This is a genomic window from Chlamydiota bacterium, from assembly GCA_016178055.1.
Classification (GTDB): Bacteria; Auribacterota; JACPWU01; order JACPWU01; family JACPWU01; genus JACOUC01.
The window spans coordinates 13,863-31,419 of sequence record JACOUC010000061.1; the positions used below are offsets into that span (position 1 = coordinate 13,863).

General features: G+C 41.7%; 15 protein-coding genes. 2 read left to right on the forward strand and 13 right to left on the reverse strand.

What is annotated here, in order from left to right; translation table 11 throughout:
* From HYS07_09025 to HYS07_09050, 6 genes are all read right to left on the reverse strand, one after another.
* Positions 1–651 (reverse strand): hypothetical protein, encoded by a 651-nt coding sequence (locus HYS07_09025; GenBank protein ID MBI1871319.1) that lies wholly within the window; start codon positions 649–651, stop codon positions 1–3.
* A 98-nt stretch (positions 652–749) separates the two neighbouring features.
* Positions 750–1,727, reverse strand: coding sequence for a radical SAM protein (locus HYS07_09030; GenBank protein MBI1871320.1), 978 nt, complete (start codon positions 1,725–1,727; stop codon positions 750–752).
* 3 nt (positions 1,728–1,730) lie between these two features.
* Positions 1,731–2,399 carry a Crp/Fnr family transcriptional regulator gene (locus HYS07_09035; GenBank protein ID MBI1871321.1) on the reverse strand — a complete coding sequence of 223 codons (669 nt, stop codon included), beginning with the start codon at positions 2,397–2,399 and terminating at the stop codon, positions 1,731–1,733.
* Positions 2,400–2,595: 196 nt separating this feature from the next.
* A complete protein-coding gene (locus HYS07_09040) occupies positions 2,596–3,249 on the reverse strand; it encodes a Crp/Fnr family transcriptional regulator (protein ID MBI1871322.1) in 654 nt (217 codons plus the stop codon).
* A 105-nt stretch (positions 3,250–3,354) separates the two neighbouring features.
* Positions 3,355–4,236 carry a 2-oxoacid:ferredoxin oxidoreductase subunit beta gene (locus HYS07_09045; protein ID MBI1871323.1) on the reverse strand — a complete coding sequence of 294 codons (882 nt, stop codon included), beginning with the start codon at positions 4,234–4,236 and terminating at the stop codon, positions 3,355–3,357.
* Positions 4,220–5,977 carry a 2-oxoacid:acceptor oxidoreductase subunit alpha gene (locus HYS07_09050; protein ID MBI1871324.1) on the reverse strand — a complete coding sequence of 586 codons (1,758 nt, stop codon included), beginning with the start codon at positions 5,975–5,977 and terminating at the stop codon, positions 4,220–4,222. The genes HYS07_09045 and HYS07_09050 overlap by 17 nt, the downstream gene beginning before the upstream one ends.
* A gap of 198 nt (positions 5,978–6,175) precedes the next feature.
* Here HYS07_09050 and HYS07_09055 point away from each other — a divergent pair, with 198 nt between their 5' ends.
* Complete coding sequence (locus HYS07_09055) at positions 6,176–6,397, forward strand: hypothetical protein (GenBank protein ID MBI1871325.1); 222 nt, start codon at positions 6,176–6,178, stop codon at positions 6,395–6,397.
* A 73-nt stretch (positions 6,398–6,470) separates the two neighbouring features.
* Here HYS07_09055 and HYS07_09060 read toward each other — a convergent pair whose 3' ends face one another.
* Both HYS07_09060 and mutT read right to left on the reverse strand, forming a co-directional pair.
* Positions 6,471–6,947: a flavin reductase gene (locus HYS07_09060; GenBank protein MBI1871326.1), complete on the reverse strand. Its 477-nt coding sequence runs from the start codon at positions 6,945–6,947 to the stop codon at positions 6,471–6,473.
* Between the two features lie 21 nt (positions 6,948–6,968).
* Positions 6,969–7,397, reverse strand: a complete 429-nt coding sequence (gene mutT, locus HYS07_09065; GenBank protein MBI1871327.1) for an 8-oxo-dGTP diphosphatase MutT — start codon at positions 7,395–7,397, stop codon at positions 6,969–6,971.
* Positions 7,398–7,402: 5 nt separating this feature from the next.
* Between mutT and HYS07_09070 the strand changes: the two genes are divergently transcribed.
* Positions 7,403–8,422, forward strand: a complete 1,020-nt coding sequence (locus HYS07_09070; protein ID MBI1871328.1) for a DHH family phosphoesterase — start codon at positions 7,403–7,405, stop codon at positions 8,420–8,422.
* Positions 8,423–8,547: 125 nt separating this feature from the next.
* Here HYS07_09070 and HYS07_09075 read toward each other — a convergent pair whose 3' ends face one another.
* The 5 genes from HYS07_09075 to HYS07_09095 all read right to left on the reverse strand — a co-directional run bounded on the left by HYS07_09075 (position 8,548) and on the right by HYS07_09095 (position 17,541).
* Positions 8,548–8,817, reverse strand: a complete 270-nt coding sequence (locus tag HYS07_09075; protein MBI1871329.1) for a type II toxin-antitoxin system YafQ family toxin — start codon at positions 8,815–8,817, stop codon at positions 8,548–8,550.
* On the reverse strand, positions 8,817–9,077 hold the full coding sequence (locus HYS07_09080; protein ID MBI1871330.1) for a type II toxin-antitoxin system RelB/DinJ family antitoxin: 261 nt from the start codon (positions 9,075–9,077) through the stop codon (positions 8,817–8,819). The genes HYS07_09075 and HYS07_09080 overlap by 1 nt, the downstream gene beginning before the upstream one ends.
* Before the next feature lie 415 nt (positions 9,078–9,492).
* Entirely contained in the window at positions 9,493–10,437 is a 945-nt protein-coding gene (trxB, locus tag HYS07_09085) for a thioredoxin-disulfide reductase (GenBank protein ID MBI1871331.1), read from the reverse strand.
* 103 nt (positions 10,438–10,540) lie between these two features.
* Positions 10,541–15,355, reverse strand: a complete 4,815-nt coding sequence (locus tag HYS07_09090) for a hypothetical protein (protein ID MBI1871332.1) — start codon at positions 15,353–15,355, stop codon at positions 10,541–10,543.
* Between the two features lie 137 nt (positions 15,356–15,492).
* Complete coding sequence (locus tag HYS07_09095) at positions 15,493–17,541, reverse strand: hypothetical protein (GenBank protein MBI1871333.1); 2,049 nt, start codon at positions 17,539–17,541, stop codon at positions 15,493–15,495.
* Positions 17,542–17,557: the final 16 nt, after the last annotated feature.

Here is a 17,557-nt window from a genome sequence, read left to right on the forward strand (position 1 = left end):
TTATTTGTCATCCTTCGTCACAATAAACTCCACTTCATTCAAGCTGTACTTTTGTCCCCAATGAAGACCCGACAGGGTATTGGCACCGATTTGAATCGTGTAAGTTTCCTCTAGATTAGAATCGACCGCCAAAGCTGAGCCCGAAGGCTCCATCGATCTTGCCTTCTTAGGCGGATTAAACCGGCCCGGCCACGCCTCTGGCTCTTCCAATTCGATGGCCTCGGGCACTCCATTTTCATCCAAGATCAAGATATGATCGGCGACAATCCCGACCGCTTCTTTCCCAACCGCTTGATGTTTAAAACATTTTCCCTTAATTAAAACGAAATCTCCAGAACGAAAACGCCGCATTTTATGATTCAGCGACTTGGGCACAAAAACGTATGGAAACAAAACCTTTTCATCCAAGATCAAGCTGTCTTTTTTTTCAAACACAAAAAAACCGGTGTATTTCGATGGATGGCTGATCAAATGAAGCCAGGCGGTACTTTCCCTTGAAAAATAGCATTGAATTTCAATGGTTTGATCCTGTGTAAACCGCTCAGGATGATCCACAAGATCCTGAACATGGATAGAATTTCCAAAGGACGATGCCACACTGAATCCGACAAGACATGTGATAGCAAGTACACTTTTTGTCTTACAATTCATACGTCCTCATCAGATAAAACACATAACCATTGTATCTAATTGATAGACATTGTAAAGAGTACAAGGATGTTCTACTATGATCTTAATCATAAAAATGTTCAGGCCAATTTTTGCTTCGCTTCTCCATTTTTAAAAGGCCATGCAAAAAATTCTTGTCCCTCGTATTTTTTTCGGATCAATTTTCCTTCTTCACACCACCGATTAAGCTCTTGCAAAAGGTCATCTTCACTTCCATGAGTCAAGGATACCAGTTGATTCAATGAGCAGGGCCTTCTCTTCACTGTTTCCAGAACCATTTGAAAATTTACATCATGCCCTGTCCTATCCTGTTTACACCTTGGGGAGCTTCTTTCCGGAGCGTCAGAAAATAGAGACACAGGCCAGAGGAATTGCTGAATCTCTCTCAAACGCTCTTGAGAAAGAGGTTTCGCTTCAGGATACGCGGGTGGACGAGTCACAGTCCCCACATGTACTTGATGCGGCTTAATTCGATCAATCACTTTCTTAAGCAAGTGAATTTCCTCTGGAGAATCATTAACGCCTGAGACCATTAAAATTTCTAACCAAAATTGAACTTCTGGATACTTCTGGCGAAAATCAATCATTCCAGAAATAATAGACTCCACTTCAATTCCGGAACAAGGCTGATCTACTTTCTTAAAAACCTCCGGACTCACAGCGTCTAGAGAAGGAAGCACTATATCTGCCAAGGCTAAATCTTTCTGAACATCCTCATTTCTCATCCATGAGCCATTGGTTAAAACAGCCACTGGTTTAGAAGTTCTTTTCTTTATTTCTTCAATCACCCGACCCAATTGAATTTCTAAAGTCGGCTCTCCTGAGCCTGTGATCGTCACCCCATTAAAATAATTTTTTCCTTGCTCTTCTAAATAATTCTCAAATTCCTCTATCAACCTTCCCAACTGAACAAAGTGCCCCCTTCGATTGACCAAAAGCGTTCCCTTCCCACATTCACAATAAATGCAATCAAAATTACAAATCTTATGAGGAATCACATCCACCCCCAAAGACCATCCCAAACGAGAAGAATAAACAGGACCAAAAAGATATCTCATAGGCTATTTGTCCACTTTCAACCACTGATTTAATTCTGAAATTAATCTAAAAGGCTGGACCACTTTAATGCAAGATCGTTTGATATTGATTAAGCTCTTTTCCCTTAAAGGACGAAAGGTTCGAATAGAGGTTTCTATTCTAGCCCCTATCATTTGAGCCATCTCGCGATGGGTAAAGGGAATTTCATCACCAAAATCTTCCAAAGAGGCAAGAAGGAGTCTGGCCATTCGGTGAGAAACAGGGTCCATCGCACCTCCCAATTTTTGAGCCATACAACGAATTCTTTTGGAACAGATCGAAAGGATTTCACGACAAAAATCCGAATGATGATTCAGGAGATGAACGAAAAGAGGCGTTGGAATCTGAAGCAAAACACATTGAGTCGCGGCAATAGCATCGGCTGCGTAAGGTTCTTGGTCAAAGGCTGAAACACCGCACAAAATCTCACGAGGGGTCATGGTAAAGAGGATGACCGGATGACCCAAAGAACTGCGACGAACTAAATGAACCCAGCCTGTTTTCACCAGCCACACAAAAGAGGATTTTTCCCCCTCTCTAAAAACAATCTCTCCTTTTTCAAAAACCCTTTCTCGTGTTTGCTGAGAAACGTGTGAAAGTTCTTTTTTTGAAAGCACCTGAAAAGGTCGAATTTGACTCAAGAATTGTTCCATAGCATCTCCACACAGATTGGAACAAATCTTAAGAATTTATTGTATGATCGAAATCATAGAAATCCAAAATCCAAAAATAAAATATCAAAATGACAGACCAAAATTTAAAATGTTTCCAATATCACTGCGTGGAAAAATTTTGAGTTTTAGATTGTCATTTTGATTTTTGGATTTTGAATTTTGGATTTTCTAAAGATCATTCCATCACCCTCTCTTTAAGCTTCTGGGGGGCTATCACCTTTGTCATCTTTCGGCCAGATCGAATGATGCCCTCTTTTTTCATCTGGCTTAAAATTCGAATAGCGGTTTCAACGGTGAGACCTGCAATTTCAGCCATTTCCTGACGGGTGAGCGGAATCTCTCCCTTGAATTTCTCTCCAAGAGTAAGAAGGAGCCTGGCCATACGCAGTTCAGCAGGATCAAAAGCCTGGCAGCCCTTCCCTTCCATGTCTCTTAGACGGTCACAGAAAGTGCACATGACCTTATTGGAAAAACGGGGATTTTCCCGCGCCAACTGTCGAAAAAAATCTGAAGGGATACGCAACACAATAGAAGGCTCTATCACCACCGCATCTGATGTGTACGGTTTACCATCCAGTGCAGGCAAACAGCAAAAAATATCCCCCGCGATCATGATACAGGAAGTAATGACTTTGCCATCGTAGGAAACATTCTGAAGATGAACTCGTCCTTCCTTCAGAATCCAAACAGCATTTCCAGGCTCCCCACGGGAAAAAACAAGTTCGCCCTTACTGTAATTTTTTTCTTGAGCGACTTGGGCCAGACGATGAACCTCTTCAGGTCGAAGATTAGAAAAAAAGGAAGAATAGTCCTCAAGATTTTTTTTCAAGATGGCAGAGAAAGTTAAAGTTTATATGAATCTAGAATGATAGCAGCAAACAATAAAAAGATTTGATTTTTTCTGACCGCTGAACGCTATCCCCTAAGCGCTTAATTAAATAAACTCTTTTAGCATCCCTTGAGCTTGTTCAGGAGTCAAACCCAGTTTTTGCTTTGTAGGATTACCGTGCTTTAAAGTGACGTCTTCCTCTTCATAGGTAGGAGCAATGGTCTGATAAAAAACTCCAATAGGGATTTTCTTAGTATCCCACTCATGGGCCCTTTTGAGAGCAGCATCGTAATCACTTCGATCGTGACCCTGATCTTCAAGTTTATAAATATTTTCTCTAAACCAAGGATAGGTATTAACTTTGTTGTAGGTCACACAAGGACTAAAAACATCAATAATCGAAAAACCCTTATGCTTAATCGCTTGAGCCATAATATCGGACAAGTGATTCGCATCTCCAGAAAAACCCCGAGCCACAAATGTTGCACCACAAACCATGGCTAACACCAAGGGATTCAGAGGGGTCTCAATATTTCCGGCAGGCGTGGATTTTGTCTTATGACCTTTTCTTGAGGTGGGAGAGGCTTGACCCGTTGTAAGTCCATAAATCTGATTATCCATCACAATATAAGTAAGATTAATATTGCGTCTCGCGATATGAAGGAAATGGCCAAGACCAATGCCATAGGCATCCCCATCGCCGCCCGTAATCACAACATTGAGATCTGGATTCGCAAGCTTCGCTCCTGTCGCTACAGGGACCGATCTTCCATGGAGGCTATGAAAACCATACGTATGAATAAAACCCGGTAAATTGGAAGAGCAGCCAATCCCTGAAACCACTAAAAGATCTTTCGGCTGGATACACAACTTTGAAACCGCTTTTTGGAGACAATTCAGAACGCCATAGTCACCGCAACCTGGGCACCAATCTGGTTTTGTTTCACTTTTATAAAGGGATACAGGAAGCTCAACGACTTCTGGCATAAGATCTCTCCTTTACTTCACGAACAATGTATAGGGGTTCAAAAGGCTCACCATCATATTTTAAAATAAGGCCATTCGCCTTAAAACCTGTCTCGGCCCTTAAATATCGGGCAAATTGACCGGAATAATTGACTTCCACAATATAAGTTGTTTTTAATTTTTCAAGAATCTTTGAAACGGCTTCCTCCGAAAATGGATGAAGATATTTGAATTGCAATTGATTGGCTCGAATTCCCTCTTTTGCGAGCAAACTAATCGCCTCTTGAATGACACCCTCTGTTGAACCCCAGCCAATCAGCGTAATTTCAGCATCTTCAGGTCCAACAATTTTTGGAAGCGGCCACCGCTCCCAAATGTCATCAAGCTTTCTCATCCGTTTTTCCATCATTTGCTTTCGAATGACTGGATTGGTAAAAACATCACTAATTAAAACACCCTCTTCATCATGTTCATCCGTCGCAGCAACATAAATAGTTCCTTCCGTTCCTGGAAGTGATCGAGGAGAAATTCCTGATTGAGTAAACTCATATCGCTTATATTTGCCTTCTCCATTCCACTTTTGAATCAACTGACCTCGATCAATCGGAAGATCAAATTTAATATCATCTAAATAAACCGTTTCATGATGCTCCGAGAGTATAAGATCAGAAACGATTAAAACCGGACACTGATAAATCTCTGCAAGATTATGGGCTTCTGCAGCCACATAATAACAATCTACAAGATTGGTTGGAGCAATAATAATCCGAGGAAAATCTCCTTGAGAGGCGCCAAAAACCTGATTTAGATCGCCTTGTTCTGTTTTAGTGGGAAGCCCTGTAGAAGGGCCGCCACGCATGACTTCAACAATCACAACAGGCGTTTCAGTCATTCCAGCCTCGCCCACCGCCTCTGTCATGAGGGCAAATCCACCTCCGGAGGTTCCACACATGGACCTGACACCTGCATGGCCTGCCCCAATCGCCATGTTAATGACGGCAATCTCATCCTCCGCCTGCTTCACCACTACACCATATTTTGTACCCCGAGCGACCATATAATGAAGAATGGAAGAAGCTGGGGTCATCGGATAAGCACTATAAAATTTACACCCCGAAGCAATCGCCCCCATCGCGATGAGTTCATTGCCAGTAATAACCATCCTTTTTCTTTTGTCTCCCTTCAGAGACCTACGAAGAGGCTGAAAATTCTTTTGGGCGTATTCATAGCCCAACTTCAACATATGAATATTGATTTCGATAACCTTCTCACCCTTTTTTTCAAAGGTTTCCTTCAATAAATCTGCCGTTACCTTAAAATCAAGACTGGTCAGGGCCAGAAGAGCTCCAAGATCAATAATATTTTGATAAATAGGATTTTTATCTGGAAAGTCTTTTAAGAGTTCAAGCACTGGAATAGGGAAAGCCTTAACACCTTTTTTAAGATGGGATTCGTCAACTTTAATACGATCCGAGTTAAAAATAATTCCACCACCCGCTTCTACTTCTAATGCATGCTGATCAACCGTATCTTGATTAAGCGCAATTGCGACATCCAAATGGTCTCCCTGATTACTCACCTTCCCTTCAGAAGTCCGAAGCCTAAGCCAGACATGCCCTCCTCGAATCACCGATTGATAACTATTATAAACGTAGACATCTAAACCGGATCTGGAGCAAGTCTTAGAAAGGGTATCCCCTGTTGACGCAATTCCATCTCCCGCAGCACCCCCGATCCCAATTGTAATTTCTCGTTCTAACATTGAATAGGCTCCTTTATAGCTCGCTTGCCCAATCTATAACGATCAATTTATTCTTAAAAAACTGCGAGAAGGGTATTTGAAAACCTCTTCTAAATCAAGAAAAAAATCAATTATTTCAACATGCTGGGTCCACATGAATAACTCAAAAACCCTTTTTTAAATTGAAATTTCATTCTGACTCGAAGAGAATCAGCCATTATGAATTCGATACCTCAGTCATCCAAAAATAAAACTTTAGAAATGATTCAGCGATTAAAAAAGAAAATTCCTCATGCTGATTTAATGAACCTCGTCCCAAGAAAGGACTGGATTATCTTTAGCCACCTCCTCATTCTTCATGGAAGGACGACGTGCCAAGCCCGAAAACCTCTTTGCGGAGAATGTGTTCTTGAGAAGCTATGTCCAAAGATTGGGACTTAAAAAACGTAAAATTTAAAAATTAAAATGTAAAATGAAAGAGTTTATTTTCAAATTTCAAATTTCAAATTTTTTATCACCCCCCATAACTCCATCCCGTCTCGCGCAAGGACAAGGGGGGTAAATTATGCTGAACCCCTGCTCCAATGACTTCAGCTACGACCACATGATGATCTCCTTGCCCCACTGTTTCTAAGGCACGACATTCGATATAGGCTGGCACATCCACCAGAATAGGAACCCCTGTCACTCCAGTCCTACAAGCAAAACCATGAATTTTTCCATCCTCAAACACTCCTGGCTTAAAAAATTTCTGGGCAATTTCCTTCTGTCCCTGACCCAAAAAATGGACCACAAACTTCCCACTTTTCTGAACCACTTGATAGGTATGGCTCTCCTTTTCAAGTCCGACCATAATCATCGGTGGATTCATCGAGGCTTGAGAAACCCAAGTCACCGTACATCCTGCTACTTCATTTTCAGCCTTTGATGTCAAAATGTAAACTCCATAAGAAATCATTCGCAATGCCTTCTTTCTCACTTGTGGATCCATAAATTCCTTTCTATTTTAATTTCAGCATTCTCTCTTTTTCAATTTTCGAATCATCTCTACATCCGCTGGAGGAAAATCCTCATATTTCATTTCATCAGCAGTGACCCATTTGAAATCATGACACTCTCTCGTTTTAGGAATTCCTTCTTTGATAGCGCAATGATAAAAATAGAGGACGATTCTGCGTTCAGGATAGATATGAGAAATTTTCCCCGCCATAGAAAGCACTTCAACCTCTAAATTCAATTCCTCCCTAATCTCTCGAACAAGACAACTTTCTAAAGATTCTCCTTTTTCCCTTTTCCCTCCTGGAAATTCCCAAAAAAGTTCTAAATGAGTCCCGGAAAGTCGCTGAGTAATTAAATATTTCCCATCTTTTTTAATGAGTCCCGCACAGACTTCCAGTAAAACCTTTTTCTTGCCTAAATCTTGAAAAGACTCTTTAATCATAGGATATGGATACCCAAGAAAAGCTTCTTGAACTTGAAACAGCATTAAAAGGATGCCATGGGCTATTTATCATGACCCATGATAATCCAGACCCTGACTCCTTATCCAGCGCTGCTACACTGCGTTACATTCTAGCAAAAAAATTTAAAATAAGATCCAAAATCATTTATGGAGGCATTGTCGGACGTGCAGAAAATAAAACAATGGTCCAACTTCTCAAGATTCCGGCCCATCCCATTGCAGGGATTGAGATTGAAAAATACAAACATTTTGCCCTGGTCGACACTCAACCTCGAACAGGAAATAATTCCCTTCCTCACTCGATCAAGCCGTTGATTGTCATTGATCATCATCCGATCAGAAAAACAACGAAAGCTAATTTCTTAGATATTCGAGAAAATTATGGAGCGACGGCTACTATTTTAACTGAATACCTTTTAGAAAGTGGCCTTGAAATTCCAACCTCATTGGCAACAGCTCTCTACTATGGCCTTTCTTCTGAAACCCAACATCTGGGTCGAGAAAGTGAAGCGGTCGATCGAGAGGCCTATCTGACTCTTTTTAATTATACACAAAAAAGAATTCTATCCCGCATTGAACATCCTAAGCTCTCTCGAGATTATTTTTCAAATTTATCCTTAGCCTTAAGAAACGCATTGACCTATCGTAATTCTATCGTGTCGAGACTTGGGATTGTCCAAAATCCTGATCATGTCCCGTACATTGCAGACCTTCTTTTGCAACTCGAACGCATCAGTTGGTCACTGGCCATTGGTGAATATGAGGACAAACTCCTTCTTTCGGTCCGAACAACTCAAGAAAGAGCGAATGCTGGAAAACTCGTTCAAAGACTGGTCCATCCCAAAGGAAAAGCCGGCGGCCACGGCATGATTGCAGGAGGGAAAATTCCTTGCGAAAATATGTCACCCCAAGAAATACTCTTTTTAGAAGACGAGCTCACTCAACGATTTATCAAATTAGTTACGAAACAAGAGGAAGTCGAGTTTAAATCACTGTTGGAATGACAAATACAACTATGAAAACGAGTCCACAGTCAACGGTCCACAGTCTATAGAAATAAATGCCCCCTTTAAATCTGTCGACTATTGACTGTTGACTGTGAACGACACTCTCCATTAATTTTTTACCTTTACCTAAAAAGATCTGAATGAGTCCCTGTTCTTTCAAAAATAACTTGTCCTTCTGTCAGTTTATATATCAACAACCAATCAGGTTCGATATGGCAATCCCTTCTACCTGTAAAAGAACCCCGCAATTTGTGATCTCGGTATTTTGAATCTAGCGATTCCTTTAAAATTAGCTTCTGCAAAACTTCTCTTAGTTGGTTGATATCTTTTCTTCTTTTTTCAAGTTTTTTAATATCCCTTTCAAATTGTCGCGTATAAACAGGTACCAGCATCAAATACCCAAACTCTTAAACATATCCTGTGCATCGCGACAAATGACGAGATCCTTTCCTTGATCTGTGTTTAGAAAGGTTTTAAGGGTTTTTCGATTTGGAACAACGACATCGAATGGAAGACCTTTTCTAAGAGTAAGTTGCTTATAAAATAGCGTGATAGCTTGAGACACAGTGAGTCCCAGTCGGTGTAACAGTCCTTCAGCCTCATTTTTAAGATGAGGTTCTATCCTTGCATGAATGGTAGCAGTTTTATTCATCAAATAACTCCAATTTAAATAAAATGAATGTAGCACAATTGAATCACAATATCAATTCCAATGATTCTTCGAGATCATCATCTGCGATGAAAGTTCTCCCCAGTCCGCCTTCGTTCCACTTCGTCGGACTCCCCTCTCGCGAATGCAAATTTCTCGATATCTTCTTATCCTAAACTCCAGCTAGCGCCTCCAAATACCTCTCCGCGTCCATTGCAGCCATGCATCCGTCGGACCCCAAACAAAGCTTTGGGGTCCTCCCGTGAAAGACAACCTTCGGTTTCCTTTCACGTACTATCCTTCCCTTAAAGGAATCAAAAACTCATTTGGGGAGACCACCTGTTCTCCCCAGTCCGCCTTCGTTCCACTTCGTCGGACTCCCCTCTCGCGGATGCAAATTTCTCGATATCTTCTTATCCTAAACTCCAGCTAGCGCCTCCAAATACCTCTCCGCGTCCATTGCAGCCATGCATCCCGTCCCTGCAGCAGTGACCGCTTGACGGTATTTATGATCTTGGACGTCCCCAGCAGCAAAAATTCCGGGAACATTCGTGGCTGTAGAGCCCGTTTGTGTCTTGATGTATCCCTTTTCATCAAGATCAAGCTGCCCTTTAAACCATCGTGTATTGGGTTCATGACCAATGGCCACAAAGGCACCGTTGAATTTTTTCTCAAAAATTTTATTTCCTTTAATATCCTTTAAACGAATTCCTTTGAGTCCAGTCGTTGGCTCTCCCAAAAATTCCTCAATAACAGCATTCCAAATAAAGTCAATTTTTGGATTTTTTAACGCCCTTTCTTGCATGATCTTAGAAGCCCTCAACTGATCTCGACGGTGAATCACCGTGACTTTAGAGCAAAATCTTGCAAGGAAATTGGCCTCTTCCATGGCCGTATCCCCCCCTCCAATGACAGCCACTTCCTTGCCTCTAAAAAAATAACCGTCACACGTTGCACACGCAGAAACTCCATGTCCCATGAGCTTCTTTTCGGAAGGAATTTCGAGAAGCTTCGCAGAAGCTCCTGTCGAAATAATCAATGTTTGAGTTTTTATTTCATCATTTTCTAAATGGACTGTAAAAGGAGATTGTTTTAAATCAATCGAAGCAATATCACCTGAAATATATTTTGTTCCAAAGCGTTCGGCCTGCTTTCGAAAAAGGACCATGAGCTCAGGTCCCATAATCCCATCCGGAAATCCAGGATAATTTTCTACATCCGTTGTAATGGTTAACTGTCCTCCGGGCTGGGTTCCCTCAACCACCACAGGAAAAAGATTTGCACGGCCTGCATAAATGGCCGCTGTTAAACCTGCCGGACCTGAACCCAAAATCAAAACTTTATAAACTTTGTCATTGGACATAATACACCTCGTTTAGTATTACAAATTAAAGCATTCGAAAACGGCCGTTGGCAAGTAAAGAAATAGACAAGTAATTTTTAAGAAATTTTAAGAGACAAAAAAATTATGGATTGGGATCACTGGAAAGATAGGGATCGTAGTCAATGCTTCCACCACTGACAGGATTTGAGAAATCTGTTGTGTCTGGAGGATTTTCTCCCCACCAATTGTTCTCTGCTTTAATGAGGTAAGAACTATTATTAAGAAAATCATACCCTACATTTTCATAAATAGAATTGTATCCATTGTAGGAGGCGTTATAGGTAGGATCTCCAAAGTTGAGCACGGTCGATGTAGGGGTCATACCTGTTAAATTAAAGGTCATGCCATTCGCTCCATTATTCGCAATAACAGTATCCGCTGCAAGGATGCCAATCTCAGATGCAGAGGACCCACCACGAGGAGTAAGCGCTATATTCATCTTTACTCCATCTCCCCCATTATCAGAAATCAAATTGCCATCCCTTCCACTGTATTGTTTATTTCCATCTTTACTAGAGAACACAATAAAATGGCTGTTGGCACTTTCGTTAATCGTGATCCCATTCCCAAGATTATGGGTCATCACATTATCTGTGAAAGTATGATAAAAGCTTAGGGCATTTACCCCACTTCCGCTTGTCAGATTAAGCTTGGCACCCTCTGCCCCATTACTATCCACCGTGTTTCCTATAAGATTGATGGTTGAATATTCAAAATCATCGAAATCAATAAAAATTCCATTCTCTCGATTACTTGATGTATTATTTCCGATAAAATTAACAGAGGAGCTGCTTCCAGCGGCATAGCCCAAAGCATTATAAAGATTGAGATATACCCCATTTAGATTTCCCGAGATGGTATTTCCTCCAGAGGATAAACCAATATTGATATAAACGGCTCCTTTGTTCGGAAGCGACGTTTTCAGATTTACGTCCAAACCATTTCCTCCATTGTCTTTAAGGGTATTTCCATAGATAGAAGCATTCAAATTATACTGATCATCTGGAGAGAAATCATACTTCATTCCAGCCCCTAAATTGTTTTGAGCCGTATTGCCAGAATCATTCACATAAAAATAACCATTTGAAGAACCTTTCATGTAAAACCCATTCTCACCATTGTTGGTAAAAATATTGTACTCAGTCTTAACAAAACTATTGCCCGATTTAGCCTGAAGGTTAAAATCAATTCCATCCCCTTGATTATCATTTGCGGTATTTTGATAAAGAACGGCATTGATACCCGTATTTCCAACCAAATTGATTTTCATTCCGTCCCCAGGATTATCGTAAACATTGTTCGCATAAAGCCAAAAACTTCCAAAACTTCCTTCTGTTCTTAAATCAATGTCTATTCCATTCTGGCCATTCTCAAACGAAGTGTTATCAAAGGCACCCGTGGAAGAACTGGAAGATCCCACATCTCCCTTAATAGGGTAAATATCGTCATCAGGATTGTCATCTGGACTCACGATTTTAATCCCTGAACCTCCATTGTGACTGGTGGTGCTATTGCTAACATTCATAAACAGATTGTTTGCCTCAAGAATGTCAACATGAACCCCATCCGCTCCATTGCCATCCGCATTTGATCCAGTGTAGAGCACTACATTTCCAGGAGATGAGACACTCATATTCAATCCATTTAACCCATTGCCATCTGTATGATTGTAAAATCCGGTGACTCCTAATGAAACATCCTCCGTAGGTATTTTTGTGGGATCGGAAGGAGCCTCTGATTGAAAATTGGCATAAATGCCATCCTTTCCATTGTTGCTTGCCTCATTGGCTAAAACACCAAAGGATAATAAACCTTTTGAAGTCACATCGAGATTAATTCCATTCAGTTGGTTCCCATCGGCTGTATTATACTCCACGCCTGAAGCCGTATATCCATAAGTAACCGTTCCTTCCGAATGAAGTTTGATGTTTAGCCCGTTCAACGCATTATTGTTGGCTGTATTCCCATTATAAGTATAATCATCTCCTATGAGCGCCTGAAGATTATTTGTGGCATTTGCATTGAAAAGAACGCCATCACCTGCATTTCCACTGGCTTCATTGTTTGTGAACACAACCGCAATATCATTCGCTTTTAAATCTATATTCATCCCCATTGTAGGATTATTGTCTGCCTGACTTGAGCCAATATACGCTGCACCATAATAGGGAGAAATGTCCTCCCCATGAATGGTGTTAGCTCTTACTACCAGATCAATACCAGGACCCCCCTTATTGTCACTCCCGTTCGCATTTGAAAACCTCAACAATAGATCATTCACAGGTTGCTCATCACTTCCTATTCTAGCGACGATTCCTGATTTCCCATTTCTGTCGCCCCCACCTCCGATTTTAGCATTCACATTCCCAGGAGAACTGATCGTGATCAACCCTCCATTTTCCGCATTGTCGTTTCCTCCTCCCGTAATATCAGCATCAATATTCCCGAGTGAGGTGAGTGTAATTTCTGCTCCGTTTTTTCCGTTACTGTTTCCAACGATTCCGCCAGATGCATTGATATAGGTTGAAGAATGAAGCGTAATCTTTGCACCATCTTCTGCGTTGTTTTTGATTTCTGTGTCGTACAAGGTCAAGAAAATATTATCAATATCCGACATGTCAACATTGATCCCATTCTTTCCGTTGTGTTCAATACCTGTAACGGTATATCCCGTATAATTTCCATCGTCATCATACAAATAGGTATATTGTTGATTATAACTGGCGTTGAGTGTCCCTACTCCGTATTTGGAAATATTGACTCTCACACCGTCCGAACCATTTCCAGAAACAGCATTTCCTTGAATACTGCTCGTGAATGTTCCTTCGGTTCCCATTCCTTCTAGAGATATTCTAATTCCTTCTTCATTGTTATTTCGAATCGTATTCCCAGTGATATTCGAAACAAAATCTTTCACGCTGCTGTCTGCAACAAGTAGAATACCCTTGCTATTTCCTTCAATGAGATTATTACAATCAATGGTCACATTCGTTTTATTCTCGCTATAGACACCGACCCGGCGAATGTCATAGGTTTCACCTCCAACGGTGCGATAGATCGGAGCACCTCCCGTGTCAGTATTGATAATGTTAAAACCTGATATTCTGCTGTTGTCGGCCATCGTTACAGTCGGTCCATGACTTTGGCCATCGATGGTGGGTCTTTCTCCCACGAATCCACCTCCTGTGCCATCACATTCAATACACCCAGCCCCAATGAGATTCACTCCCCCTCTCATAATCACATTCTCATAATAGGTGTTTGCATCCTTCACATAAACATATCCTTCCCCATACGCTGCATTAACCCCCTCTTGAATACTATTATAAGGATGTTCGTACGTCCCATCCTCTGTTCCACTTGTGTTCTTTCCATCCACACAACTATCTCCTTCACAGGCCTTATCATCGACCCCATCATCATCTCCTGTGATCTCTCCACACCCTCCACCCGCACAGGGATCCCCAGGCGGCCACACCGTTGTGCCCGGAGGCGTTGTCCCTCCTCCTCCACTCCCATCGTCTCCGTGACCTCCCCCCCCGTCACCATGACCTCCTCCCGTATCGGTGGTTCCCGTTCCTCCGCCGGTACTACTTCCTCCTGCGCTCGAACCGCTACTGCCTCCTCCTACAAAAGTAATATCATCTTGAAGTACTTTCTTAAGCCCTTTTTTCTTAACCTTCTTTTCGACCTTAAATTTTGTTAAATCTTCTCTAAAAGAAGACTCCTCTAAAATCACATTTAAATCACGAATAACCATATCTGTCATTCGGTTCTTGAGAGGCGTTTTCTTTCTCCTAAACATTTCACGAGCTCCCTCAAATGGATTGCGTCCCTGCCCCAGATTCCACATGTCAAATGGAAGACGAACCCTCACACCAAAATAGTAATTGCTCCCATGTAAACTTGCGTCTTCATAATATTCCGCGTCAAAAATCAGCCCCTCCGAAGCCCTCACTTCAAAACGAGCTTTAGGTCCCGCAATATCCTTGCCGTAACTTGAATTAAAGTGATAATAGCCCCCAAATATTCTTGTCTCAGGAAAGTTGTCCGGTAAAGGAAGTTTGACTCCAAGCTCTAAATCATACCCATCCATCGCTCTTTCAAATTGTTCAAATAAATGTGAGGTGGTGGTGGTGGTCGTCGTCTCTGTTCCATTCTGAAGTTCTTGATGACCTGAAAAGTAAGCACTCCCCCAGACTGTTTTCATCGTTGTCTCAGATTCATAAGTCTCCTTTCTTGCAATTAATTCTTCACCATCAAGGGGGAGGTAATAATTAGCCCTGGCATCGACCCACTCCGTTAAAATTTCAACACCAAACCCCAACTGATCAAACCGATTATTATGGCGACTTTCTCGTGTATCATAAAATAAATTTGAGCCCAAAATGATACTTTCCCCAACCATTGTTCTCACTCCCATTCCAACATTTTGCTCATTCTCAGAGTGCTTACTCAAAGAAATTTTTGGATTAAGAAACAAGAACGCGTGATCTGATCCAATCACAGGACTAAAAACGTCTAAGAAGGCATCTGGATCATTCAACGAATCATCTCCATCCAAAAAATTAACTCTTCCACCTAAGGTTAAAACACTTGGAGGTAAGCTAGATTTTTTAATCTCGTGTCCTTGCCAAGAACTCGGTGGATTGCTAACTTTTGCTGTATCTGATCCAGTTTGAACAAGTGATTGAGGGGAAGAATGAGAGAGAGAAACCGGTTGAAGAGTTCCCATAGCCTCAAAATTCGTCCAAACGATATGAGTAAAAATGAGAAATCCCAAAAAAAGTCGTTGAATGGTGTTTTTTCTGTATCTAATTGTATTTAAATAATTTACATCAAATAATGGCTTATAGACCTTGAAAATTATCTTAAAATTACGTACAATTTTAAGCATATATAAACCTTCTCTAAAATGAACTCCCGTAGATAAAGACACGTAAAATCGGTATTTTGTCAAATTTTTGTTCAAAATCCAAGATTTATTTTGCCAAAAATGAGCTTTTTATCAAGAAATATGGCCAGAGGTAGGGGTTACTGAAACAATTCTCGCCAATCAACTTCTTCTAAATTATCCACATGAGTCACTTTACGAACACGATCGTGAGTTCTATCTCCAATAAAATAATCCTGGGTATAATCAAATGGAAGAATGGGCGGCCCTAAAATACTTCCAATCCCAAAATGAAAATCCAAGGCAATTCCACGAGGAGAATTAAGCGTAGCTGTTTTTGGATCAATATTATCCCCGTTGTACGCCGTAGCCCCAGTTCCAGCAATCGTATAAATATTTTCTCCCGCTCCACCATTGACAACTCCTAAAGAGCCAGGAATAATTTTTCGAATCCGATTATTTCCCGTATCGGCAATATAAACATTCCCTTGAAAATCGACTTCAACTGCCTGGGGATTGGTTAATTGTGCAGTCGTAGCAGCGCCCCCATCTCCACTAAAACCACTTGAATTAATACCCGCAACCGTCGTTACACTATCCCCTGAAAAATCAATCACACGAACCTTACTAGGATCTGATCCTGGAGTCCCTGTTTGGGTATCGGCAATATAAATGAGGTTGTCATTGAGTCCAATCGCAACCCCCTCCGGACGTCTAAAGCGAGCCGCTGATCTCGTTGAAGATCCTGCCCCCAAAGGAATATTGCCGGCTGTTCCTGCAGAACTTCCGGCAACAGGCTCTAAGGTTCCTGAATTCACTCGACGAATCCGGTTATTAACGGTATCTACAATGTAAACAATCCCTGTAGAATCAATCGCAACACCACTGGGACTATTTAAAAGAGCAAGCGTTGCAGATCCTCCATCCCCCGTATTTCCAGAAGTTCCAGCACTACTCCCCGCAAAATTGCTAATAATCCCCGTCGATAAATTCACTTGGCGAACTCGATTATTCCCAGTATCCGCAATATAAAGAATGCTTCCCGCTGCATCAATGGCTACATCTTGAGGAGCCCTCAATCGAGCCGAGGTTGCCAGCCCTCCATCCCCTGTATTTCCAGCCGTCCCTGTTCCTGCAACCGTCGTAATAATTCCCGAAATCAAATCAACACGCCGAATCCGGTTATTGCCCGTATCCGCAATATAAAGAAATAGACCCTGGCGATCGACAACCACCCCTTCCGGATTACTGACGCGAGCAGAGGTTGCTTGCCCCCCATCCCCTGAAAATCCGCCTGTCCCTGTTCCTGCCGCCGTTGTGATAAGGCCTGGAAGATTTGAAGAAAGAATCGGAGCCACCACTTGGCGAAAACTCCTCGCCCCATATCCGATGCTGCCTACAGTCCCCACTGTACCTATCGTTGTCAATTCGCATTGTAAAACCCCATGTGAAATCAGAACACCTGCCCCATAAGGAACCGGTGTTGTTCCATGAGTTCCTCTGGATACCCCCGTAAAACTTGTTGATGTCTTTCCTGAATATTCCATCAACTCTTGTTGAAGTCGAAGCGTTCCTGCCTCTAAAAAACCCGATGTCGTTGTTACTGGAATGGTTGTATCTGATAAACCCACAGATGAAGATAAAACCGTTGCCGGATAAACAACTGAACGCTGATAATGAGCCGTCGCAGTCGTCCCATCAGATCCTCGACCCAGTCCCGTAAAACTAGTGGCCGTTTCTCCTGTATAGGTCATGCTTTCTAAATCAATTTGTATCCTTCCTGAAGAAGGAAAAAGAGATGTACTATTCACGGTCACAGAAGTAGAACTTGCAGTCATAAAACTTGAACTTGCATTCGAAATAGAAGTTAAAGGATAGAAAGAAGATACGGTGAAACTTCCCATTCCAAAAGTCGTATCAGAAAAAGAACCGCTGCTGGGAGAAGTACCACTCTCTCCAAAATTTGGGTTGTCGATCAAGTATCTCATGGATAATTGCTGCCCTCCTTCTGCAAGGTAAGCCGCCTGAGCACCCACCTGTTCATTCAGTGTTGAATAAACCCCAGAACCTATCTGAGAAATTAAAACCGTCCCAAAAATTGCAGCCAGAAGAAGGATAAGAACGACGGCAATGAGGGTCAGACCTTTTTCTCGCCTTTCTATTTCGTCAAAAATCTGAACATTATTCATAGTTTATAACTTTTTC

What these genes read in the sequence shown, in the direction of transcription:
- HYS07_09025 (MBI1871319.1), bottom strand. Translation starts at nt 651, where the DNA reads ATGAATTGTAAGACAAAAAGTGTACTTGCTATCACATGTCTTGTCGGA.
- HYS07_09030 (MBI1871320.1), bottom strand. Translation starts at nt 1,727, where the DNA reads ATGAGATATCTTTTTGGTCCTGTTTATTCTTCTCGTTTGGGATGGTCT.
- HYS07_09035 (MBI1871321.1), bottom strand. Translation starts at nt 2,399, where the DNA reads ATGGAACAATTCTTGAGTCAAATTCGACCTTTTCAGGTGCTTTCAAAA.
- HYS07_09045 (MBI1871323.1), bottom strand. Translation starts at nt 4,236, where the DNA reads ATGCCAGAAGTCGTTGAGCTTCCTGTATCCCTTTATAAAAGTGAAACA.
- HYS07_09050 (MBI1871324.1), bottom strand. Translation starts at nt 5,977, where the DNA reads ATGTTAGAACGAGAAATTACAATTGGGATCGGGGGTGCTGCGGGAGAT.
- HYS07_09055 (MBI1871325.1), top strand. Translation starts at nt 6,176, where the DNA reads ATGAATTCGATACCTCAGTCATCCAAAAATAAAACTTTAGAAATGATT.
- HYS07_09060 (MBI1871326.1), bottom strand. Translation starts at nt 6,947, where the DNA reads ATGGATCCACAAGTGAGAAAGAAGGCATTGCGAATGATTTCTTATGGA.
- mutT (MBI1871327.1), bottom strand. Translation starts at nt 7,397, where the DNA reads ATGATTAAAGAGTCTTTTCAAGATTTAGGCAAGAAAAAGGTTTTACTG.
- HYS07_09070 (MBI1871328.1), top strand. Translation starts at nt 7,403, where the DNA reads ATGGATACCCAAGAAAAGCTTCTTGAACTTGAAACAGCATTAAAAGGA.
- HYS07_09075 (MBI1871329.1), bottom strand. Translation starts at nt 8,817, where the DNA reads ATGCTGGTACCTGTTTATACGCGACAATTTGAAAGGGATATTAAAAAA.
- HYS07_09080 (MBI1871330.1), bottom strand. Translation starts at nt 9,077, where the DNA reads ATGAATAAAACTGCTACCATTCATGCAAGGATAGAACCTCATCTTAAA.
- trxB (MBI1871331.1), bottom strand. Translation starts at nt 10,437, where the DNA reads ATGTCCAATGACAAAGTTTATAAAGTTTTGATTTTGGGTTCAGGTCCG.
- HYS07_09090 (MBI1871332.1), bottom strand. Translation starts at nt 15,355, where the DNA reads ATGCTTAAAATTGTACGTAATTTTAAGATAATTTTCAAGGTCTATAAG.
- HYS07_09095 (MBI1871333.1), bottom strand. Translation starts at nt 17,541, where the DNA reads ATGAATAATGTTCAGATTTTTGACGAAATAGAAAGGCGAGAAAAAGGT.